This window comes from Pseudoalteromonas undina, from assembly GCF_000238275.3.
Classification (GTDB): domain Bacteria; phylum Pseudomonadota; class Gammaproteobacteria; order Enterobacterales; family Alteromonadaceae; genus Pseudoalteromonas; species Pseudoalteromonas undina.
The window spans coordinates 94213-117590 of record NZ_AHCF03000001.1 but is presented as its reverse complement, the minus strand read 5'-3'; the positions used below and the strand labels follow the sequence as shown (position 1 = coordinate 117590).

Genomic DNA, 23378 nt, shown 5'->3' with positions numbered 1-23378 from the left:
ATTAGCAACGTACGATTAAAAGTTGCAATAAAGATATTGCAAATGATAGTTGTTTTCATTAAGATCTGCGGCGTTTTACTACTCTAATAATTCTAAGCCGGAAGCCACTAATGAAACTTAACCCTCTTTTTATTGCACTTTTAGCCAGCACCTCTGCAAATGCATTTGCCAACACCGCAAATATAGAACGCATTGAAGTTAAAGGTAGCTACTTCAACGACTACAAAGTAGATAATGCCAGTGGGGCAATGAGAACCTCAACCTCATTACTCGATACCGCACAGTCAGTTACCGTAATCACTGACACAATCGTTAATGAGCAACTAGCAACCACTCTTGGTGAAGTATTGACCAATGATGCTAGTTTAACTGCAGGGTCTAAACAACGAAACAGAGAAGTATTTAACTTACGTGGTTTTCAATTAAGCTCATCAACCGGCTACCTGCGTGATGGCCACCAGCATTGGTCTCATTACCAACAACCCATTGAAATTTTAGAGCAAGTAGAAGTTATTAAAGGTCCTTCAAGTATTTTGTATGGGCAATCAGGCCCCGGTGGCCTAGTTAACATGGTAACTAAAAAGCCAACTGCACAAACGCTATTTAGTGCCAGTGCCGATGTTGACCAACATGGTTCAACTCGCTTTATGCTTGATGCTGGCGGCGCACTCACCGAGGCTGAAGATTTACGTGCCCGTGGTGTATTAGTAAAACAAGATGTTGAATACTGGCGAGAATACCAAAATGGTGATAACCGCGAACGCGATCGCTTTTTAGGTGCCTTAGTGGTTGATTACGATATTAGCGATAATGCCCTAGTACGTGTTCATTATGATCGCACTGATGACGAAGCAGGCTTAGATACTGGCGCTTGGATAGATAATGATGCCAACATTATTGGCGATGACAAAACAATTCGTGATATGTCATGGGCCTTTACCGACATTACTGTTGAAAACATGGGTATTGATTTCAAAGTATTTTTAACCGATAACTGGCAAGTAAATTTAGGCTACAATGAGCAAACGTTTGAACGCCAGCGCTTTGAGTCAGCACCACGTAAGCCAAGTGACTTTATCGAAGGTGATAGTTACCAGTCACGTCCTTACGATCGCTTCGATGATTGGCAGTTTAAAACTGCTTTTATTGACTTCATTGGCGAATTTGAAACAGTGGGTTTACATCATCAATTACTTGTAGGCGTTAACTCACTGGATTATTACTACGGCCAATTACGCACATCTGCTGATACGATTAATTTTTCTGCCGATCAAAATGAGCCTAATCGCCCAAATATAAGTTACAAATCAGATGACACTATTAGCTCATCTGCTTACGACTACTACGGGGTTTATATCCAAGATTTAATTTCATTCTCACCAGAATGGCAACTATCACTGGGTGGTCGTTACGATAAACAAAGTAAAGAAAACAGCAATAACGAATCGTTCGTACCTAAAGTTGGTGTACTTTACCATCCAAATGCCTCTGCAACTGTTTATGCAAGTTACTCAGAAGGATTTGAGCCGCAAAACGAAACATTAGTAAATGATAAAGATGTTAATAACGGTATGAAGCTCGATGCTATTACCTCTGAGCAAAAGGAAATTGGGGTGAAATGGCAACTGTTTGATGACCGATTAATGCTTAGCGGTGCCTTATTTGATATTAGCAAAACAGGTACCTTAGTGAGCGAAGATCTTATTAACCCTATCGGTGATATAACGAGCATCACCACACAGGCAGGTGAGCAACGCCATAAAGGTTTTGAGCTTGCAGCTCAGGGCGCTGCAACTGACCGTTTATTTATTATGGCATCAACCATGTATTTAGATGCTAACTATGAGCGTGATGAAAAATTAGAGGGCAAACGCCCTACTGATGCTCCAAAATGGTCTGCCTCTTTATGGACACGTTATGAACTCAATGACGCTGTTGCTTTTAATGCAGGTGCGTTCTACGAAGGAGAGCGTTTTGCTGATAACGCTAACACCGTAACAAAAGAGGGTTATACTCGTGTTGATATTGGCGCAACCTACAAGCTTAACTTAAATAACAACGATATTAACTTACGTTTAAATATTGAGAACTTATTCGATAAAAACTACCTAGCCGGTGGCGGTTTAAATAACGTTACCGTAGGTGAAGGCACAAGTGTGCGTTTAGCTGCACAATTTAGCTTCTAAGCTGATTCTCTACAAAGCCCATATTAAAAAGTATGGGCTATATAAACTAATCCTATATGACATAATTACTTACAGTTTGCTGCTTTACTAATTTATCACTTGCTCTAAAGTTGTAAATTAACAAGGAGCCTTATTATGTTGCTTTTCAATACTAGTCAGTCATTCCCTCATTTTACACACGTTCAGTGCTGCCCCGACTGCAACAACAACAGCTATCACTTAGTTAATCAAAGTCGCTTTTTACGCTTTACCATTTTTCCTATATTTCCGATCAAGTTAAGCTATAAACGCGAGTGCTATCAATGCGGACATAGTGAGGCTATCAATATTAAAACGTTACCTCTGTTTGAAAAACTTAGCCTACCAAAATACTGTATTGGATTAATTTTATTACTATGGGGGGCGTTATTTTTTTATCAAAAGCACCTCAACACTGAAGCACTAAAACAAAGCTATTTAACCTCCCCAAAAGCTTATGATACCTATTTAGTTAAAGCCGATAAGTTCACTCACGAACCATGGACACTCACTAATTTAAAAGTTGCGCAAGTACTCAGCTTTGATGAGCAATTTATAACGTTTCAGGTGAGTAATTACAGCTATAAGCGCACTAGTGCCATTACCACAGCGATGCGTGCAAGTTTATTAGTACAAAGAGATTACTTTTCTTCTCAAACTATTACTCTGCCTCGTAATGAAATAAAACGTTTATACGAAGATGACATTATATTTGACGTGCTACGCCCACAAGCATATTCACTTTATGGCGGGTTTGTGATGTTTCCACCTAAACCTAAACCTCTTTATAAAGGCTTAAAGCTCGATGAGAATAATCAGCAAGGGATTATTTACTATAAAGATAAGCAATATAACGAAGCGCTTGAAAGCTTTAACCTAGCAGCAAACTCAGGCTCACAATGGGGTCAACTAAATCTTGCTCAAATGTATCGTGATGGACAAGGTACAAAAAAGAACATTCAGCAAGCGATTTATTGGTATAAAAAAGCCATTGCTCAAGGTAATAGCAAAGCTAAATACGAACTTGAGCAACTATGCAAAACAACTCAGTGCGAATAAAATAAAGTAGCGTTACCACCGCTACTTATTTGCTTTAAATAACTTAGTATAAGCGACATGCGCAATCACAAGAACCAAACCAGCACCTATTCCTAACAGTCCGTCAAATACTAAAGGGGCTAGTATTTCTCCTGTGCTACCAGCAACCGACTGCGCATAATGAGTTACATCCACTTGGGTATGATGCAAAAGCTCAATTGCGTGTACTAAAATTCCACCACCCACTAAAAACATTGCCACTGTGCCCGCAAAGGCTAAAAACTGCATTAACCGTGGGGCTGCAGCTAATAAGGCTTTACCGAGTAATTCTCTAAACTTACTTGCGGAGAGTTTGGATTGATTAAGTAAATATAAGCCCGCATCATCAAGCTTTACAATCCCTGCTACCAGTCCATAAACACCAATTGTCATAATGATGGCAATCACACTCAATACCAGCGCCTGGTTCATTAATGTCGCCCCTGCGACCGTGCCTAATGTAATAACAATAATTTCGGCGGAAAGAATAAAATCAGTACGAATGGCGCCTTTAACTTTTTGTTTTTCATACTCTGCCAGGTCTAAATTTTCAGCACCTTCTGTCGCTTCTGCATGATGAGATAAAAATATTTTTTCTGCGCCTTCAAAACATAAAAATAAGCCACCTATCATTAAAAGTGGAGTAATTAGCCAAGGCAACCACACACTAATTAATAACGCAGCAGGGACTAATATGGCTTTATTTAAAAACGACCCCTTTGCCACTGCCCATACAACGGGCAGCTCCCTATCAGCAGTAACCCCAGTAACTTGCTGAGCATTAAGTGCCAAATCATCACCAAGTACTCCGGCTGTTTTCTTTGTCGCAACTTTACTCATGGTCGCAATATCATCCAGCAAAGTCGTTATATCATCCAGTAATGTTAAAAGGTTGGTGCCAGCCATGAAATTTCCTAACTAAAAATAAGATCTTAAACATAACGTAAAGCTATATTTTCACCAACGGTTAATTTAGCTTTGTTAAGCTCTTAATTAAACAAGGGACTCAATAAGGCACAGCCAATGAAACACGCTATCGTTATTATTGCTCTAATAGCTTTGACTGCATGCAATAAGCAGCCAGTTACAAATAACTATGTTTGCGATAACGCACCTGCAAAACTTGATATTATTAGCAACAAGCAAGCAAAGCTGAGCTTTTATGATCATGATTACATATTGAATCATGAGGTGAGTGCTTCAGGCAGTAAATACATTAATCAAGAGGTGTTATTTTGGAGTAAAGGAGAGCAAGCAATGCTAATAATTAACGGCAAAAAATACCAATGCAGCAGCAATTAACCAATAACTAACATCAAATTAAAAAACTTGCTACACTAACAAAAGTCTTAATATTGTTGATAAAGTTATGCAATCTCTCGCTATAAAACATAAAATAATTTTAGCCTTTTCAGCCATTGGCTTGTTAATGCTTACTAGCTGCATATTTTTTTACTGGTCGCTAAATCAAATTAATATCACTAACACACGTATAGAAGCGTTGGCAGTGCCTGTACAACAAGCCAGTAAAGACCTTCGTTTATCACTCCTTTCTATCACTAAATTTAATGCCATTGCTTATAGCCAAACTAAACTTAATTTACTGCTGGAAAATAAAAAGCAGGCACACGCTGAACAAACGCAGTTTTTTAGTAAATTAGAAACACTAAAAGCACAAGTTGCCCAGCAGCAAGGTATGCAAACACTTCTTACAGCTATTAACAAAGACTTCGCCCAGCTAAATACAATAAGCAACCAAATGCTTGCAGCAAAAGAGCAACGATTTAAGGCGCAAAGCTCAGCCGCAGCACTAACAATTACGTTTAATGAACAGCTTCGTGAACTCAGTAACCGCTTGCTTGATATAGAGCTCATAAACGTTGAGAGCAACCAGCAATCACTTTTGAATGCAGTATTTGGCACTGCGACTCGTGTTGATGATTTATTATTTACTTTAAATAATAATGTCAAAGGGATTGGGCAAATAACAACTTCAGAAAATATAAACGATCATCAGCAAGATACCTCTTTTTTACTCGATAATATTAAATCTAATCTTAGTTACTTAGAGCAACAAGCCGCCCCAATTGCTAATAAACTCAACGCTAATGAACTAATTACAGCGTTTAACGATTTAAGCAGCTTATTAAATAATCCTGATGGGCTGTATGCATTGCAAAATGCTGTGCTCAATAATAAAGATAAAGTTGATCAGCGGTTTGAAAGCTTTCAACAGGCATTTATTAGTATTGAAAGTCAACTGATTGAGCTTAATAAACTGGCTGACATACGCTTTAACTCCCTACAAGAGAGCGCTAAGTCAGCGATTAATACCGGCTCTAGTTTAGTGATTATTATTGCGTTTGTTTTAATTGCTTTGCTGATTATTATTTCAGTTTTTACTACTAACGCCATGCTAAAACCGCTTAAAAAGGTAAACAAAGAACTTGCTCACATAGCCTCAGGTGACTTTTCTAAGCGTAGCAACCCCCGCAGTAAAGATGAATTTGGTACTCTGATGCATAACACTAATAAGCTTTGTGATGATTTAACTCACTTAATAAAAGCCATTAGTAACGATGCTTACGAACTAGATAATTCAGCTATTCAAACCAGCGAAAAAGGCCAGCAAATGACCATTGTTGCTAAGCAACAGCTGGAACGTAGTGCACAAGCAACCTCATTAGCACAGCAAATGTTGCAAAGTTCTCAAGCCGTACACGAACAAGCGCAAAGCACCTCTAATGAAATTACTAATGCCTCGCAATTTGCCAATGACGTTAACGACATTGCAAATAATAATAGCCAAAGCATTGAAGCACTTTTAAGCCGCTTAGATAGAGCAGTAAGCAGTACAGAAGAACTAGCTCAATATACGCAACTAATTGGTGCCATTGTCGATACCATTAGCAGTATTGCAGAGCAAACTAACTTACTGGCACTTAATGCCGCAATTGAAGCGGCACGTGCTGGTGAACATGGTCGAGGTTTTGCCGTAGTAGCCGATGAAGTACGCTCGCTTGCAGCCCGCACACAAAGTTCTACAAGCGAAATTACCACCATGATTAACACTCTACAGCAGCATACTCAAGCCACTCAAACTGAAATAAATGATGGCCAACAACAGGCTAAGCATTGCGTTGAAAACAGTACTGAACTAAATAGTGCCGTTGAGCGTATTAAGAGCACGCTGGTATCGGTTAATGCCATGAGTAAAGAGATTGCAAGTGCCTCACATGAACAACTGGCAAACAGCACCGATATTCAACAAATAATGGCTAAGGTAACCGAGCAGGCCACCTTAAATGCCAACAATGCAACGACCCTAGCAAGCGAAAGTGAAGACGTTAACCAACTTGCACACTCACTAAAAGGTGCAGTAGAGCGCTTTAAGTTTTAAGCGCAGCTAATGACTTGGCTTGTATGAACTGGGTATAATACTTTTAACTTTTTGCTAAGTAACGGCCCACAATGAAATACAAAGATCTGCGCGATTTTATCGATTTACTTGAGAAACGAGGCGAGTTAAAACGCATCAGCCAAGAAATCGACCCGTATCTTGAGATGACCGAAATTGCTGACCGCACACTGCGTGCCGAAGGCCCTGCTTTATTATTTGAAAACCCTAAAGGGTACGACATTCCCGTTTTAGCTAACTTGTTTGGTACCCCAAAGCGTGTAGCTATGGGTATGGGCCAAGAAGATGTGAGTGAATTACGTGAAGTTGGAAAATTACTCGCATTTCTAAAAGAGCCTGAGCCGCCAAAAGGCATTAAAGAAGCGCTCGGACAAATTCCGGTATTCAAGCAAGTACTTAATATGCCGGCTAAAGAAGTTAAAAAAGCCCCCTGCCAACAAGTTATTTTACAAGGTGACGACGTTGACTTAACTAAGTTTCCTATTCAGCACTGCTGGCCTGGCGATGCTGCACCTTTGATTACTTGGGGTTTAACCGTTACCAAAGGACCTCACAAAAAGCGCCAAAATTTAGGGATTTATCGTCAACAGCTATTGGGTAAAAATAAAATCATTATGCGTTGGTTATCTCATCGCGGTGGCGCGCTTGATTTTCAAGAGTGGTGTAAAGAACACCCTGGCCAGCCCTACCCTGTTTCGGTGGCATTAGGTGCAGATCCTGCGACTATTTTAGGCGCTGTTACCCCCGTTCCAGATACGTTAAGCGAATATGCCTTTGCAGGTTTACTACGTGGTAGTAAAACTGAAGTAGTTAAGTCAATCTCGAATGATTTACAAGTACCAGCCAGTGCAGAAATCGTACTTGAAGGGCATATTATGCCTGGAGAAATGGCGCCGGAAGGTCCATATGGCGACCACACAGGCTACTACAATGAAGTCGACGACTTCCCTGTTATGACAGTCACTCATATTACACATCGTAAAGACCCTATTTACCATAGTACTTTTACTGGCCGTCCGCCGGATGAGCCTGCGATTTTAGGGGTGGCATTAAACGAAGTATTCGTACCAATCTTACAAAAGCAATTTCCAGAAATTGTCGATTTTTATTTACCGCCAGAAGGTTGTTCGTACCGTATGGCCGTGGTAACAATGAAAAAACAATATCCAGGTCACGCCAAGCGCGTAATGATGGGGGTTTGGTCATTCCTACGACAATTTATGTACACTAAGTTTGTTATTGTCTGTGATGATGATATTAACGCTAGAGATTGGAACGATGTAATTTGGGCTATCACTACTCGTATGGACCCTGCGCGCGACACGACGTTAATTGAAAACACACCAATTGATTATTTAGATTTTGCATCGCCCGTATCTGGCCTAGGTTCAAAAATGGGTATGGATGCAACAAATAAATGGCCTGGTGAAACAACTCGAGAATGGGGCGAACCTATTGTAATGGATCAAGCCACTAAGGATCGAGTTGATGAGCTTTGGGATAGCTTAGATATTCTTTAACGACTTTGGTCTAGGGCCTCTAGGCTATAAACTCACCCTGCGGATATGCTATTATTGCTCAAATAAAGTGCGTATCCGCTAATTTAAGGTAAAACATGCAAACATTACTCGCTGAAGTTGTTTCTATCAGCCCACTAACAGAATTTGTTCATAAAGTTATTTTAAAGCCGCAACAGCCTGTAGCATTTGAAGCTGGTCAATATTTACAGTTGGTTTTAGGTGAAAAAGATAAACGTGCGTTTTCAATCGCGAGCCGCCCCTCACAAACTGATGCATTAGAATTACACATTGGCGCATCAAACGCAGACTCTTACGCGATGCAATCATTAGAACACCTTCGTAGTGCCCACAACGAGAACCAAACCGTAACTATTGAAGCTGGTTTAGGTATTTCTCAGCTGCGTTTGCAGTGCGAGCGTCCAATTATTTTACTCGCCGGCGGTACTGGTTTTTCTTACGCAAAGTCAATGGCCGAGCATTTAGCTGAAATCAACTGTGAGCGCCCGGTGCTATTTTACTGGGGAGTAAAAGAAGAGTCGGCGCTATATGCACATACCGAAATGCAAGCATGGGCAGATAGCCGTGAAAACTTTAAATTTATTCCTGTAGTAGAGCATCCTACCGACAGCTGGACTGGCCACACTGGTTATGTTCATAAAGCGGTGATGAACGATATCATCTCGTTAGAACCTTACGATATTTACATGGCAGGTCGTTTTGACATGATTGGCATAGTACGTGATGATTTTATAAATCATGGCGCCACTCGTGAAAACATGTACGCAGATGCATTCGCGTTTATAAAGTAACATTAGCGCATTATTTTAAGGCACCTTAGGGTGCCTTAATTGTTTTAATTGCTAGCACTGTGATTGTTATTACCTATTAAGCTCATCAACATAAACAATTTCCTAAAATCCAATCTATAAACCATACTTTGTACAGAACATTAAGCGGGAGAAACCTAAATGTTAAATACAAAAGTAAAAGATTTTATGCAACATAAGTTGCCTCATATCACCCCTAATACAGAAATGACCACAGCCATAGCAGAGCTAGAAAAATTTAAACTACTAGGCGCGCCGGTATTTGATGATAATAAGGTGCTCGTTGGCTTTATCTCAGAGCAAGAATTACTTAAACCCTTAATGCAAAGTAGTTATTTTTGTGATGGTATGGTTAAAGTATCGCAGTTGATGCAAACAGATGTGGTAACCGTGAACGGCGATACCAATATTATGGAATTAGCAGAACAAATGAAGCCTGGTAAGCCTAAAAATTACCCCGTGATCGATGGCGGTGTAGTGGTAGGTATGATCAGCCGTGCCGATATATTAAAAGCACTTTATAATAATTACGTTAGTTGTAATACGCACATATAAAAAAATGCCACTGTAAACAGTGGCATTTTTAATTATATAACCTGAACTCTGGATAATATAAGCAACTTAACGCTGTGCGACTTTAGCTTTAAGTGCGTTTTTATCAGCGTCACTTAAATAGGCAATTTCAAGCGCATTCGCTTGCGCTTTTTCCATATCGGCTTGTGACAAACCTGCTTTTGGTGCTGCCACTGCGTACTCGTACTCAATTTCAATGCCTTCAACAGCTGGGTCATCCGTGTTAAGACAAGCTAAAATACCATGATCTAAAAACTGCTTAAGTGGGTGTTTGGTTAAATCATTCACTGTACTGGTTTGAATATTACTGGTTAAGCACGATTCAATACCAATACGGTTATCGCGTAAATAATCCATTAGTTTTGGATCTTCAATCGCTTTAACACCATGGCCTATTCTGCTTGCGCCAAGCTCGTTTAATGCTTGCCAAATACTTGGAGCACCTAACGCTTCACCAGCATGCACAGTAACAGCCAAATATGCATCACGTACTTGCTTAAAATGATCAACAAACAACTCGCCAGGATAACCAATTTCATCACCGGCCAAATCCACTGCAACCAAATCATTTTTAAAGGCAAGTAACGCGTCCAACTCGTGCTGACAGGTTTTAACTCCGTATGTACGAGACAAAATACCAATTAAGTTTGCTTTTATATCAGTATCTTTTGTTGCACTTCGGATACCATCAACCACTGCTTCAACAACGCCTTGAGGGTGTAACCCTTGGCTTTGAGCCATATAATAAGGACTAAAACGCAGCTCTACATAATCAAGACCCTGCGCTTGCGCATCTTCAATGTTTTCTATCGCAATACGTCTACAGGCATCGTAATCGCCTAGTACCGTCACTCCCCAATCAAGCTTTTGTAAAAATGCCATTAAGTTTGGCTCAGGATCAATAACCTGAACATGAGGAATAAGTGCTTCAACATTGTCCGCTGGTAAAGCGATATTAAACTGACGACCAAGTTCTAGTATGGTTTGCGCGCGTACATTACCATCTAAATGACGGTGAATATCTAGCAAAGGTATTTTTCTATTGATCATAATAGCTACTCGGTTGAATTAAAATTGCGCGAATGATACGCAGGTATAGTAATATTTCAAGTGTAGAATACTTAAAATAGCGCTTGGAGGTCTTATGTCTGCTTTTTATATAAAAAGAGTTAACGTGATAAATAAAACCAAATCATTTTAAACAGTGCATCTGCATCAATCGGTTTTGTTATATAGTTATCCATCCCCACGTTAATCGCTTTTTTAGCATCTTCTTCGTGCGCATTAGCAGATAGGCCAATAATAGGTAAATCTAAAAACCCTAATTCATTACGAATCACTTTCGTTGCCTTTAAGCCATCCATTTGTGGCATTTGAATATCCATTAATACTAAGTCGTACCTTTTATCGCTTAGCATTTTAATCGCTTCAAGTCCGTTATTAGCAATATCAACAACACCCTGCTTGGTTTCTAAAATAGCGGTAGCCACATGTTGATTTAATGGGTTATCTTCAACGAGTAGTAAGCGATACTTCGCCAGTGATAGGTTGCTTATATCTATTTTATCTAACTTACCTGAATAATATTGTGCTTTAGGTAACGGAGAATGAAGCGGTAAACTAAAGGTAAAAGTAGAGCCGTGACCTTCACTACTTTTTAAATCAATTGCTCCTCCCATCAGTTCCACTAATTTTTTACAAATACTTAAACCAAGCCCTGTGCCACCAAACTGGCGTGAGGTTGAACTATCAGCCTGAGAGAATGGGTTAAATAGCTGTTTTTGTGCCTCCTCACTAATTCCAATCCCCGTATCATTGACACTAAAATAAGTCATTTTTGCTGACTGCCAAATCTTTAATGTGACACTGCCCTTAGCAGTAAACTTAACGGCATTATTTAATAAGTTCAGCAGCACCTGCTTTAAACGAATAGGATCGGTATTAACAACAAAAGGAGCATCATGATCAACCTCAACTTGCAGTGACAAAGGCTTATTACTGACCTCAAACTGCATTAAACTCATAACTTCTTTTGCTAGAGACTTTAGCTCCACAGGTTCCTGCACTAACTCAAGTTTACCCGCCTCCATTTTTGAAAAATCGAGCACATCATTAAGCACTCTCAATAATACGCTGACCGCACCATCAGCTTGCTCTATGTAAGATTTTGCTAGTGGCCAGTCCCGCTGTTGCAGTGCTAAGTAATGCATGCCTTTAATACCATTAATTGGGGTGCGAATTTCGTGGCTCATATTGGCTAAAAACTGACTTTTTATCTCACTGGCTTTATCGGCTTTTTGCTTTTCCTGACGCAAAGTCAGCGTTTGCTTTGCCACTTGTTCGCGTATACGAACATTGGTGGCGACCACTGAAATTAAAAACATAATCAATAGCCAAACAAATAACATTCCCACTATCTGTGCTAACCAATAAATAAGCCAGGTTGACTCCGTCTTAGGTTGGTATATTTCTACCTGCCATAACCGATGCCCAATTAACAACTGATAATCTTTTAGCAACGTCATTGAGTCATGCTCAACGCTATAAAGAGCCTGTTTATTATCTACTTTATTTATATCAGTAAAGCTAATCGCGACTTCGCCACTACTATCAAATGAAAGTACCTGCGACAACTTAGCTAAGTTAACGAGTGCAATCACAAATCCTTTGAAATCCCCTTCAATATCAGGAGCACCAAATACAGGAGAAATAAAAAGCACGCTTAATTCATCATCTGTAGGGGCTAACTTAAATGGTTTACTCAGTACCAACTCATTAAGAATTTTTGCTTTATTAAGGGCATCGCGAATATCTATATCAGAGCTCAAATCGAAGCCCAACAAATCTTGCGTGTTCTTTATAGGATAAATGTATTTTATGGGGTAATAAGTATTGCTAAAGGGTGCTTGTTGCCACTGTCCATTCGCCATTCTTTGCTTTATAACGATACTTTTGTCCCATTCAGCAGGATCATTAATAGACTTGGCAGTAATCATTGGTACCCAATTTAACGCTAAAATCTCTTCACTATAGCTCAACTGCTTAGAGGTGAAATGATTAAACTCATCGTGGCTAACTTGATCACTACTTGCTAAAAATGCACCTAACAAAGATAGATGAGCAGCCACTTCATCTAACTTCTGATTAATGGCACTTTGCGTCATTAGTACTTTGGCGTCTTGTTTTTGAAGGTCTTTTTGTTTTTTTACACTGGCCGCGCCATAAAAACTAATACTGATAATGGCGTAAATAAGTAACGCAGGTAAAATAACTTGTAGCCGATGACGCAACTGCGAATAGTTAAATATAGCCAGTACTAACGGGGTAAAAATCAGCACCCCAATTGAGTCACCTATCCACCAAGTAATAAAGGTACTGATGACATCAGATGTGCTAATAAAATGATTTAAAACAAGTAGACTAGTTCCTGCTCCAGCAGCTATGACACAACATAGCGGCCCACCAATCACCAAGCTTTGAATACTAAGTTTTAAAGAAGATAAATTAAGGGGAGCTTTAATGACTTTGGTAATAAGGAATGCACCAAGCCAAGCCTGAAAAAATATGGCGCAACTAACCCCGAGGGATTGGATTAATATTTGCCAATTTAAGATATCAGCGGAGTTATCTAAGTGAATTAAATTAACAAAAACCGCACCGGCAAAAATGCCAGCATAAGCGCGACGCCCCCATAGTAAAAAGCTTGCCAGCGCAATACCAGCCGGAGGCCAAGAGGCAACCGCATAACCGTTAACGGCGAATAAAAAGTTACTTAGATAACCACTAAAGAAATAAGCGCATGCGAGGCTAAAAGATAATGTAAATACATTTTTCACAACCGTCGCTCCTGCGCTTTTATTATTGATTTATAACTATAATTGATTATTGGTAGAGTACAAGTGCCTTATCTAATTGTGCACTGTGTTCATAACTTAATATCGCTTGTTGTCGATACTGTGCTTTATTTTCGCTATTGAGTGCTTTGTCAAAAACACGTGCTGCTAAGTCGTAATCACCTTGTGCATTGGCTAAACACGCTAACGCTAATAGTAACGCATTATTATGCTCATCTTTTTTTAGTCGCTCTTGAATACTTGATTGCAGCTTATAAGCATTACTTGGTGCAGTTTCACTTAAAATATAAGCCAGCTCATCATGCTGTTTTTGCTTGAGTAATTTAATTAGCTCATTTTCGATGCTTGCTAGCTGCCCTGTTTTGGCCATTTGGGTTAAATAAGCCGTGTGCGCATGCGCCTGCAACTTTTTACCTAAATGTTGATATTTAGCGGTTAACTCATCACTTGCTTGCGCAGCAAAATAAGCTAAAAACACTTGCTGCCACTGGGTATCATTCAAGGCGTTTTTGCGTAATAAACGCGGTAAAAAGTCTTCAAGCAATTTAAAATGCTGTTGTTGCACTAACACTTCGGTGTACAACTTCAAATCAAGTACCGTGGCTTTTTTAGATTCTGCAGCCACCCGTATTTGCGGCTCAATTACACTACTGTCGCCACTAGCTAACCATAACTTAGCCACTTTAAGTTGTTGCTCTGGGCTGATTTCAAATAAACGCTCAAGCGCTTTATCTGGCTGATTATTTGCAAGTGCGGCTTTTGCTAATAATGCTAAACGTATATCGTCAAATTTAGCAGGCACACTATTGCTTGATAGTGCACTTTCTACTTGCTCGTAATCATCATTAATGAGGCTCCACAATGCTTGCTCTATTGCCGCATGTTTACGCTCTTGGCTTCGCGCAAAAAAGCCATGCTTAGTGTTTCTGTATATAGATAAACAATAACGCACTAGCTTATAAGTTAAATATAAAGCCGCTGCGCTCAGTGCTGCCATAATACAAAACGAAACAATTGTGCCCTCTATGGTGGTATTGTTAAATGAAATCAGCACATAGCCTTTTTCATCTAACACAAAGGGGGTAATCGCTAGCACCAACACAATAGCGACAATAAAAATAATCAGCCCTATCATTGTGCCCACTCCTTCACTTGTTGAGTGCTTTGCAGTGTCACTTCAGGGTTAAAGTTAAGCGATTCTTTTTCAAGATTGGCCAATGTCTGTATTACCACTTTTGTTGCATCGTCATCTTGTTTAAAGTATTCATTAACCAAACGTTTTGTATCATTCAAAGCGTTAAAATAAATACTAGCTTGTTTAGCCATTAATGCGTCTTGCGCCTGAGTAATATTAAGCTTGATGCGCTGGGTAATTAAATGACGCTCTCGGTCAGTTAATAGTGGCTCAATTAATACGCCTTCATGATGGCGAATAGTAATAAAGCTATCGACTATTTTATTCCAACTATTAAGAATGTTTTGTTGCCAATCACTAACATCTTCAGAGAGTGCATTCTCATCACTTATACTCGCCTCTTCAGGCAAATTAACCGCATTAAATACCAAGTCATCAATACGCTTTATTACGCTGTTTAATTGTAAATAAATCGCTTCTGTCGCAACGGGTTTAATATTGTCGAGTGTTTGTATGTCTTGTGTAATTGCTTGACGCAACTCAAGCGTACCAGAATGATCACTTAACAATGAATCTAAACGTTTAAGCACGGCACTGGTGCCTGAGTAATCTTGTTCTGCCCACAGTTTAAATTCAGCCATGCGTTGCAAGCTGGTGACCTCTTGTGGATTTAATGTATTACCACTTTGTTGCACCTTTTGCAGCGCGGCTTTTAATGCTTGTTGATTTTTTACAGAGTTTTCATTGAGTGCCATAGCGATTTGTTCTTCGCTATTAAGCAACGCTTGCTGCAAACTAAGCTGCTCAGATTTAAGCGCTTGCAGCTCTTGTTGTAGCATTTTATTTTGTTCTGTCAGCGTATTAACTGCTAAATTTTGCACTTTACTGGCATTAAGCTTTTGATAAAACTCATAACCCACACCGCTGGCAACAAGCAAGGAAATCACTAACGCAACGCTACCTACTTTACTTACTTTTTGAGGAGTGCTCTGCGTTTGGTTATTCGCTTTTACAGAGTCACTTTTAGTCGTATTAGAGGTGTTTTTTGCTGTTGGCTGCGCTGCTTTTTCTACTTTTGACGTCGCTGACTGTTCACTCATTTTGCTACCTTGCTGATTAATGCAGGTAAACATAGCGTGGTCGCTAGCTCCTGCCGCAGTATGTATATGGGTCGAATTTATTTTTTGTTGCTGTAAATAAGTACCTATGCGCTCACTGGCAACGTAAAATTCGCACTGTTGTAACCATGTTAGTTGCGCCGCCGAGATAGTATTAAATATGGCGTCAACTGCAGCATTACTTGTAATGACTATACCGTTTACATTATGGCTTTGCCAGTGGTCTATCCAGTTAGCTGAGCTAGGCTCTACTGGCTCACGTTGATACACCACGCAATTATTTAAATAAGCACCACGTTGCTTCAAGGTTTTTGCTATTTCAGGTCGCCCGCCAATACCTTTGACCAACACAATATTACTGCCATCAACATCAGCCAAAGACTTAAGCGCGAGTAACCCCTCAGAGTCATGTTGTTTTGGTAGTGCGGCACGCACACCAAATACTTCATAAATAGTATCAGCTGTTTGTTGCCCAACCCCATAAAACTGTGCTTTGGTATTAATAGCAGGCTTAAGTGCATTTAATGCATGCACCGCATCCTGTGAAACAAAAATAATTTTGTCAGCGTTCACCAGCGGGCTTAATTCAACGTTTGTTGGCGTTAAGTAGGTTATTTTTAAAACTGGATATAAAGACGCTTGATAACCCGCTTGCTCAAGTTGCTCTGCAAGGGCTGCGCCTTTTCCTTCGGGCCGAGTTATCAAGATATGTTTCATTATGCGTCTCGATATACGTCAGCTAGAACTTTATCTGCGCCTTGTGCTAATAATTTTTTAGCCAGCTCTACACCTAACTTTTCAGCATCATCAACGTGACCGCTAATTTCATCGCGTAAAATTTCACTGCCATCAATCGCACCGACCAAACCACGTAAGTGTACTTGGTCACCCTCAACCAATGCATAAGCACCAATTGGCACTTGGCAGCCCCCTTCTAAATGGCGGTTCATTGCACGCTCAGCGTTAACACGAATACGTGTTTCGTTATGCTCAAGCGGCGCTAACAATGCTTTCGTCACGGTATCGTCTATACGACACTCAATGCCTACAGCGCCTTGGCCATTAGCAGGTAAAGAGACTTCTGGTTCAATAAAATCACGAATACGCTCGCCCATTTCTAAACGAATTAGGCCTGCTGCTGCGAGTATAATGGCATCATATTGGCCGCTATCAAGCTTAGCTAAACGTGTATTAACATTGCCGCGTAAATCTCGAATTTCTAAATCCGGACGCATCGCTCTAATTTGACATTGACGACGTAAACTTGAAGTCCCCACAATAGCACCTTGTGGTAGCGTATCAATATTGACAAAGTTATTTGATACAAACGCATCACGCGGGTCTTCACGCTCACAAATGGTGTGTAACTCTAAATCATCCGGAAACTCTACCGGCACATCTTTCATTGAATGCACTGCAATATCTGCACGGCCATCTAGCATGGCTTGCTCTAACTCTTTTACAAATAAACCTTTGCCGCCAATTTTAGCTAGCGGTGTATCTAAAATAATGTCACCTTGAGTCGACATTGGCACGAGCTCTACACGCACGTCATCATGAAAATGCTCTAGCTGCGCTTTTACAAATTCAGCCTGCCAGAGTGCCAATGCACTTTTACGAGTGGCAATGCGAACTAACTTTGTTTTTTCAGTCATAAAATATCCATTAATAATTACTAGCTTTTAGAATTAAAACTTATTCAATCTAAGGCTATTTAATTTGCTAAAACTCTAAATTCTTTTTGAGCGATGAGCAGCCCGTTTTCATCAACTACATCAACGCGCCAATGCCCTAATTGAGTATCCATAATATTTTTAGTTGAGTACGTTCTGTAACGCGGAGAAGTGACCTTAAGTGCCACTTCAGCCATTACTTCACCTTCAAATAGCCACACATGTTTTACCTGCTGGCCCTGTAAGTTTTTAAGCTCACTAAAAAATGACAGCGACTCTTCAAATTGATTTAAACGCACATCGGCGGCAAATACATTGGTTGGCTCACGGTTACTGACACTGCGAGTCAGAACTGCACGGCTAATTGTGGCTGTATCTATTTTGGCTCCCACAGCTACACTAGCAATGTGTGCGGATGCAGCAAATTTCTTTTGCTCAACTGGCTTTGCACTAACAGTCTCAACTTCAGGGGCTTGAGTGTCTATTGCTGCAATGGTTGCTTCTTCAGGCTCAGCAGTGATCGTTGGCTCTACTTCTTGCTTAATAATACTTTGTTGAACTTCAGGCTCCGATGGTACCGGTTCAGTAATAGAAGCTGATTTTTGCTCAACTGAGGAAAAGGTTTTAGGGTCTGCAATCGCAACACTGCTTACCTGCTCCTCATCTGCATCTATGGCTTTTTCACTCTCTACTGGTGCTGCATTATCATCGCTTAGCGACACAATTGCTGTTTGTTGCTCAGTAAAATCAAGCTGCTCATTAGGATGCGGCGTCCCTTGATCAGCATTCACGGCGCTAGACAGGCCGTAAATAACCGCTGCAGAGATCATAATCACCAACATAGAAATACTCACAATCCGACGCCAATGCCACTCATAGCTCACGTTGGGTTCGCTTACCTGTGGTTCACGTTTTACATTTGCTGTTATTACTATTTTTTGACTCATTTTGACCCTCAGCGGCTCCTAAACTAACTTAAGCGAGAAATTAACCATTGGCGCACAGCTTGTAACTCTTGTGTACAAACCTGATGCCCCATTGGGTATTCTTGCCAACTTACATCCATGTTATGCGTTGATAATACTTCGAACGCACTTCTACTCGCGCTATGCGGTACAACGTCATCTTGGCTACCATGAGCCATAAATATATTTAACTGTGTTTGTTTTGCTTCATCTGCCAATTTATGTGGCACACACATGTAGGTTGACAGCGCCATTACACCAGCCAGCTTTTGTTCTAAACGCGGTGCTAAATGAAGCGATACAACGCCACCTTGCGAAAAGCCCGCTAAAATAATTTTACTGGCAGGTATGCCGTTAGCAATTTCTTGTGTAATGAGTTGCTCAACTTTTGCAGCTGATTCTCTAACCCCTTGCTCATCGGCACGTTTATCTAAATCCATAGATTTAATGTCGTACCATGAGCGCATTTGCATACCGCCATTAACTGTAACAGCCTGCATAGGCGCGTGCGGAAAAATAAAACGCACTCCTAACTCAGTAGGTAAGTCGAGCTGCGGGGCAACAGGTGCAAAACCATCACCTGAATCACCTAAGCCATGCAGCCAAATCACCGTGGCTTTATGGGCGCTTTGCGCTGGGTATTCTACAAACCCTAAACTCATAGTGTTGATTGCCATTTAATTTCTTGACCCGCTTGGCGTGTAGACGCTTCGTTAATGAAGCTCCAAAACTCTGCACCCGAGCGGTTATCAATCCATTGCCCATCACGCATTTCAAAATGGTGACCATTAAATTTTGTTGCTACCCATACTTGGTGCAAAGGTGCTTGCTTATTAATCACAATCTTACTGCGATCTGGAAAAATAATTTCTAAAATACCTTGAGCCGATTCATAATCTAAATCTGCTTCACAATCATCAACTTGTTCTTCAATAGTGAACATAAGAGCTTCTGCTAACTGGTGATATTCGTGATCAGTCATCGTTAATTTCCTTTGCAGGCGAGGCGCCTAAATAATGGGTGCATGTTTATAGAGCTAGTGTAACAGGAATAAAATCATCCGCGAATAGCTGCATTTTTTAGATATTCTGTTACTCTGCGATTATAAAGCCAGCAACCGTATTAATCTAATGAAAGCGACATATACCTTACAATTAAAACAACTATTAATCAGCACCGTATTGTTGTGTGCATTAGCTGGCTGTGGCCAAAGCGGCCCGCTGTACTTACCCGAGCAGCCTGCTGAACAAAACCAGCCAACTGACATTCCTAACAAACAAACACCCGCCGAACAACAACAGGAGCAGTAAATGGATTTTTTTAATTATAAAAACAACCAACTATTTGCTGAAGATGTCAGCGTAGCAACCATTGCACAGCACTATGGTACGCCGTGTTATGTGTATTCCAGAGCCACGTTTGAACGCCATTATTTAGCGTTTGCTAATGCGACTCAAGATCACAAAAGCCTAGTGTGTTATGCCGTTAAAGCAAATTCAAATATTGCGGTGTTAAACATATTGGCACGACTTGGAGCGGGTTTTGATATTGTCTCAAAAGGCGAATTAGCACGGGTGATAAAAGCCGGAGGCGCTGCTAACAAAGTGGTATTTTCTGGGGTTGCTAAAACGGCTGACGAAATTGCTTATGCGTTAGAATTAGGTATTAAATGCTTTAACGTTGAGTCAATTTCAGAGCTTGAGCGCATTTCAGAAGTGGCCTGCGAGCTTAATTTAGACGCGCCAATTTCTATTCGTGTTAATCCCGATATTGATGCCAAAACACATCCGTATATTTCTACTGGACTTAAAGAAAATAAGTTTGGTATTGGAATCGAGTCTGCATTAAGTGTGTATCAACATGCGGTATCATTACCTGGCTTAACGATTGTTGGCGTAGATTGCCACATTGGCTCACAGCTTACACAAACCAAACCGTTTTTAGAGGCGCTTGATAAACTACTGGCATTAATTGATGAATTAAAAAATGCAGGTATTGAGCTAAGCCATTTAGATATAGGTGGAGGCCTTGGAGTAACCTACGACGACGAACAACCTCCACACCCAAGTGAATATGCAGCACAAGTAACGCAGCGCCTTGCAAATTACCGTCACCTAGAACTGATTTTTGAGCCTGGGCGAGCCATTGCCGCAAACGCGGGGATTTTAGTTACACAAGTTGAGTTTATTAAGCAAAATCAAGACAAGTATTTTGCAATTGTAGATGCGGGTATGAACGACATGTTACGCCCATCACTGTATCAAGCATGGCAAAAAATTATTCCTGTATCAGTGCGTGATGACGAAACACCTACCCACAACTATGACGTGGTTGGCCCGGTGTGTGAAACCGGTGACTTTTTAGGTAAAGACCGACCACTGGCACTCAAACAAGGTGATTTGTTAGTACAGCGAAGCGCTGGAGCCTATGGTTTTACCATGAGCTCAAATTATAACTCACGTCCACGAGTTGCCGAAGTAATGGTCGATGGTGAGCAACATCACCTTATTCGCGAACGCGAAACTATCGAAAGCTTATACCAAGGTGAGAAAGTTTTACCATAAACGTTTTTGCCAACTAGCTGCTCTGTGGCATGATTAGCACAGAGCAAAACCGAATTAGAGCGCTATGTTAGTTAATTTTTCCAAAATGCACGGCTTAGGTAACGACTTTGTTGTGATTGATAACATTACACAAAACGTTTTTTTATCCCGTGATCAAATCAAAAAGCTGGCCGATCGCCATTTCGGCATTGGGTTTGATCAACTACTGATGGTTGAAGCCCCTTACTCACCCGATCTCGATTTTCACTATCGTATTTTTAACGCTGACGGCCACGAAGTAGAACAATGTGGTAACGGTGCGCGCTGCTTTGCCCGCTTTGTACGCATGAAAGGCTTAACCAATAAACATAAAATCAGCGTGTCGACTAAGTCTGGTAATCTCACCCTGTATATTGAAAAAGACGGTCAAGTAACCGTTAATATGGGTCACCCTAATTTTGAGCCAAATAAAATTCCACTCAAAGCAACCAAACGTGAGCTGACTTATATTATTCGCGCAGAAGAGCATACCGTTTTTAGTGGTGCCGTATCTATGGGTAACCCTCATTGCGTAATGGAAGTAGACGATATAGAAACAGCCCAAGTGGATACCCTAGGCCCGTTGCTTGAAAACCATGAGCGTTTTCCACAACGCGCGAACATTGGCTTTATGCAGGTTATCTCTCAAGAGCACATTAAACTCAGAGTATGGGAGCGTGGTGTAAGCGAAACACTTGCTTGCGGTACCGGCGCGTGTGCTGCCATGGTGATTGGTTTTATCCAAAATAAGCTCACCAGTACAGTACAAGTTGATTTACCCGGCGGTAGCTTACAAGTGCGCTGGAGTGGCGAGGGCCATCCAGTGCGTATGACAGGTCCCGCTGAACATGTATTTGATGGGCAAGTTGCACTATGAGTGAATTAACTAAACAGCAAGTAATAGATTACTTACAACAGCATCCTGATTTTTTAATTGAGCAACCTAAGCTGTTAGCGCAACTTGAGTTACAACAGCAAGTACAGGGTGCTACTTCATTAGTGCATATTCAGCAGCGCCAATTACGCGAGCACAATACACAGCTAAAAAATCAAATAGACAGCATGAGCAAAAATGCGACCCAGAATGAACTGGTTTATCGTTTATTTAGCCAATGTCACCGACAGCTGTGGAGTAATTACGACTTTAATACACTGGCCAGTAACTTACGCAATATTATTTGTATGAGCCCGACTATTAATGAATGCAAACTCGTTAGATACGATAATGCCTTTGAAGAGTTAGTAAAGCATAGACTGTCAGATAGTAATCATTATTTAGGCCGTGTAAATCAGCAAGAACGCGACTTACTCTTCAACAATGATACCCAATCGACCGCACTTTATTTAATTGGTGAGCCGAGTAACCCCTACGCAATTTTGGCTTTTGGCAGCCACGATGAAAACCACTTTGAGCCCTCACAAGATAACTTATTTGTATTAGATTTTGTGCGCTCATTGCAAATACGGTTACTGGAACTGGCATGAGCGATAACGCGCCAAATATAAGCGACTTAAGCGATAACTGGCGTACACCCATTACATTATTTAGTGATTACTTAAAATTTGAACGTCAATATTCAGCGCACACTGTTAATCAGTATGTCAGCCAATTAGGTTTTGCCGCCTTGTATTTTAATAAACTGTGCGACAATTGGTTTGCGGTACAAAGTGAGCATATTCGTCGTTACAGTATGGCACTGCGGGCAAAACAATTAAGTGGCAGAACAATCAGCTTAAAATTAAGCTGCATACGTAGTTTGTATAAATTTTTAAAAGCAAAAAATATTACTGAGCAAGTGCATTACCATAATCCGGCACAGGGCATAAAAGGCCCTAAATTTGCGCGGCCTTTACCTAAAAACCTTGATGTTGACCAAATGGCTCGTTTACTCGAAATACCCGATGATGATCCACTTGCCATTCGTGATAAAGCGATGATGGAACTAATGTATTCATCAGGCTTACGCATTAGTGAGTTAGTTGGCGCTAACATGCAAGATATAAACACTCGTAGCGGTGAAATATTAGTGCGAGGCAAAGGCGCCAAAGAACGCCTAATACCGGTTGGCTCTAAAGCACTTGAGGCGTTAAACAATTGGCTAGCAGTTCGCCCACTATTTATGGGCTCAGATGAACATGCAATATTTTTGAGTAGCAAAAAAAGCCGTATTTCTGTACGCCAAGTTCGTTTGCGTATGCAAGAGTGGGGGATAAAGCAAGGTATTAGCTCGCAAGTTCATCCGCATAAATTACGCCACTCATTTGCGTCGCATATTTTAGAGTCGTCTGGGGATTTACGAGCAGTGCAAGAATTATTAGGCCACAGTAGTTTATCTGCAACCCAAGTTTATACTCATTTAGATTTTCAGCACTTAGCCAAGGTGTACGATAACACCCACCCACGTGCTAAAAAAAGAACCGATTAGAGCAGC

At 40.6% G+C, this 23378-nt stretch carries 21 protein-coding genes; 12 read left to right on the top strand and 9 right to left on the bottom strand.

Annotated elements, in window-relative coordinates:
• Window positions 1–110: 110 nt before the first annotated feature.
• The gene (locus PUND_RS00575; RefSeq protein WP_010392667.1) at window positions 111–2186 is read left to right on the top strand and encodes a TonB-dependent siderophore receptor; all 2076 of its coding nucleotides are present in this window, start codon (window positions 111–113) and stop codon (window positions 2184–2186) included.
• Window positions 2187–2321: 135 nt separating this feature from the next.
• Window positions 2322–3263, top strand: coding sequence for a tetratricopeptide repeat protein (locus tag PUND_RS00570; RefSeq protein ID WP_010392665.1), 942 nt, complete (start codon window positions 2322–2324; stop codon window positions 3261–3263).
• Between the two features lie 21 nt (window positions 3264–3284).
• Here the strand turns inward: PUND_RS00570 and PUND_RS00565 are convergent, their stop codons facing one another.
• A complete protein-coding gene (locus PUND_RS00565; RefSeq protein ID WP_010392664.1) occupies window positions 3285–4187 on the bottom strand; it encodes a DUF808 domain-containing protein in 903 nt (300 codons plus the stop codon).
• Window positions 4188–4304: 117 nt separating this feature from the next.
• Between PUND_RS00565 and PUND_RS00560 the strand changes: the two genes are divergently transcribed.
• From PUND_RS00560 to PUND_RS00540, 5 genes are all read left to right on the top strand, one after another.
• Window positions 4305–4583 (top strand): MliC family protein, encoded by a 279-nt coding sequence (locus PUND_RS00560; RefSeq protein WP_010392663.1) that lies wholly within the window; start codon window positions 4305–4307, stop codon window positions 4581–4583.
• Between the two features lie 67 nt (window positions 4584–4650).
• Entirely contained in the window at window positions 4651–6681 is a 2031-nt protein-coding gene (locus PUND_RS00555; RefSeq protein ID WP_010392661.1) for a methyl-accepting chemotaxis protein, read from the top strand.
• Window positions 6682–6752: 71 nt separating this feature from the next.
• Window positions 6753–8219, top strand: a complete 1467-nt coding sequence (gene ubiD, locus PUND_RS00550; protein ID WP_010392659.1) for a 4-hydroxy-3-polyprenylbenzoate decarboxylase — start codon at window positions 6753–6755, stop codon at window positions 8217–8219.
• 95 nt (window positions 8220–8314) lie between these two features.
• Window positions 8315–9028 carry an NAD(P)H-flavin reductase gene (fre, locus tag PUND_RS00545; protein WP_010392658.1) on the top strand — a complete coding sequence of 238 codons (714 nt, stop codon included), beginning with the start codon at window positions 8315–8317 and terminating at the stop codon, window positions 9026–9028.
• 159 nt (window positions 9029–9187) lie between these two features.
• Window positions 9188–9601 carry a CBS domain-containing protein gene (locus PUND_RS00540; protein WP_010392655.1) on the top strand — a complete coding sequence of 138 codons (414 nt, stop codon included), beginning with the start codon at window positions 9188–9190 and terminating at the stop codon, window positions 9599–9601.
• A gap of 66 nt (window positions 9602–9667) precedes the next feature.
• Here the strand turns inward: PUND_RS00540 and add are convergent, their stop codons facing one another.
• From add to cyaY, 8 genes are all read right to left on the bottom strand, one after another.
• Window positions 9668–10669, bottom strand: a complete 1002-nt coding sequence (gene add / locus PUND_RS00535; protein ID WP_010392653.1) for an adenosine deaminase — start codon at window positions 10667–10669, stop codon at window positions 9668–9670.
• A 119-nt stretch (window positions 10670–10788) separates the two neighbouring features.
• On the bottom strand, window positions 10789–13455 hold the full coding sequence (locus tag PUND_RS00530; protein WP_010392650.1) for an ATP-binding protein: 2667 nt from the start codon (window positions 13453–13455) through the stop codon (window positions 10789–10791).
• A 46-nt stretch (window positions 13456–13501) separates the two neighbouring features.
• Complete coding sequence (locus PUND_RS00525; RefSeq protein ID WP_010392648.1) at window positions 13502–14608, bottom strand: heme biosynthesis HemY N-terminal domain-containing protein; 1107 nt, start codon at window positions 14606–14608, stop codon at window positions 13502–13504.
• Window positions 14605–16443 (bottom strand): uroporphyrinogen-III C-methyltransferase, encoded by a 1839-nt coding sequence (locus PUND_RS00520; RefSeq protein WP_010392646.1) that lies wholly within the window; start codon window positions 16441–16443, stop codon window positions 14605–14607. The genes PUND_RS00525 and PUND_RS00520 overlap by 4 nt, the downstream gene beginning before the upstream one ends.
• The gene (gene hemC, locus PUND_RS00515; protein ID WP_010392645.1) at window positions 16443–17381 is read right to left on the bottom strand and encodes a hydroxymethylbilane synthase; all 939 of its coding nucleotides are present in this window, start codon (window positions 17379–17381) and stop codon (window positions 16443–16445) included. The genes PUND_RS00520 and hemC overlap by 1 nt, the downstream gene beginning before the upstream one ends.
• A 59-nt stretch (window positions 17382–17440) precedes the next feature.
• A complete protein-coding gene (locus tag PUND_RS00510) occupies window positions 17441–18346 on the bottom strand; it encodes a DUF2914 domain-containing protein (protein ID WP_010392643.1) in 906 nt (301 codons plus the stop codon).
• Window positions 18347–18369: 23 nt separating this feature from the next.
• On the bottom strand, window positions 18370–19026 hold the full coding sequence (locus PUND_RS00505) for an alpha/beta hydrolase (protein ID WP_010392641.1): 657 nt from the start codon (window positions 19024–19026) through the stop codon (window positions 18370–18372).
• A complete protein-coding gene (gene cyaY, locus PUND_RS00500; protein WP_008109036.1) occupies window positions 19023–19346 on the bottom strand; it encodes an iron donor protein CyaY in 324 nt (107 codons plus the stop codon). The genes PUND_RS00505 and cyaY overlap by 4 nt, the downstream gene beginning before the upstream one ends.
• Before the next feature lie 148 nt (window positions 19347–19494).
• Between cyaY and lptM the strand changes: the two genes are divergently transcribed.
• The 5 genes from lptM to PUND_RS00475 all read left to right on the top strand — a co-directional run bounded on the left by lptM (window position 19495) and on the right by PUND_RS00475 (window position 23372).
• Window positions 19495–19674: an LPS translocon maturation chaperone LptM gene (lptM, locus tag PUND_RS00495; protein WP_010392638.1), complete on the top strand. Its 180-nt coding sequence runs from the start codon at window positions 19495–19497 to the stop codon at window positions 19672–19674.
• On the top strand, window positions 19675–20928 hold the full coding sequence (gene lysA / locus PUND_RS00490; protein WP_010392636.1) for a diaminopimelate decarboxylase: 1254 nt from the start codon (window positions 19675–19677) through the stop codon (window positions 20926–20928).
• A 64-nt stretch (window positions 20929–20992) separates the two neighbouring features.
• Window positions 20993–21823, top strand: coding sequence for a diaminopimelate epimerase (gene dapF / locus PUND_RS00485; protein WP_008109029.1), 831 nt, complete (start codon window positions 20993–20995; stop codon window positions 21821–21823).
• Window positions 21820–22431, top strand: a complete 612-nt coding sequence (locus PUND_RS00480; RefSeq protein ID WP_010392634.1) for a DUF484 family protein — start codon at window positions 21820–21822, stop codon at window positions 22429–22431. The genes dapF and PUND_RS00480 overlap by 4 nt, the downstream gene beginning before the upstream one ends.
• Window positions 22428–23372, top strand: coding sequence for a tyrosine recombinase XerC (locus PUND_RS00475; RefSeq protein WP_010392632.1), 945 nt, complete (start codon window positions 22428–22430; stop codon window positions 23370–23372). The genes PUND_RS00480 and PUND_RS00475 overlap by 4 nt, the downstream gene beginning before the upstream one ends.
• Window positions 23373–23378 lie beyond the last annotated feature (6 nt).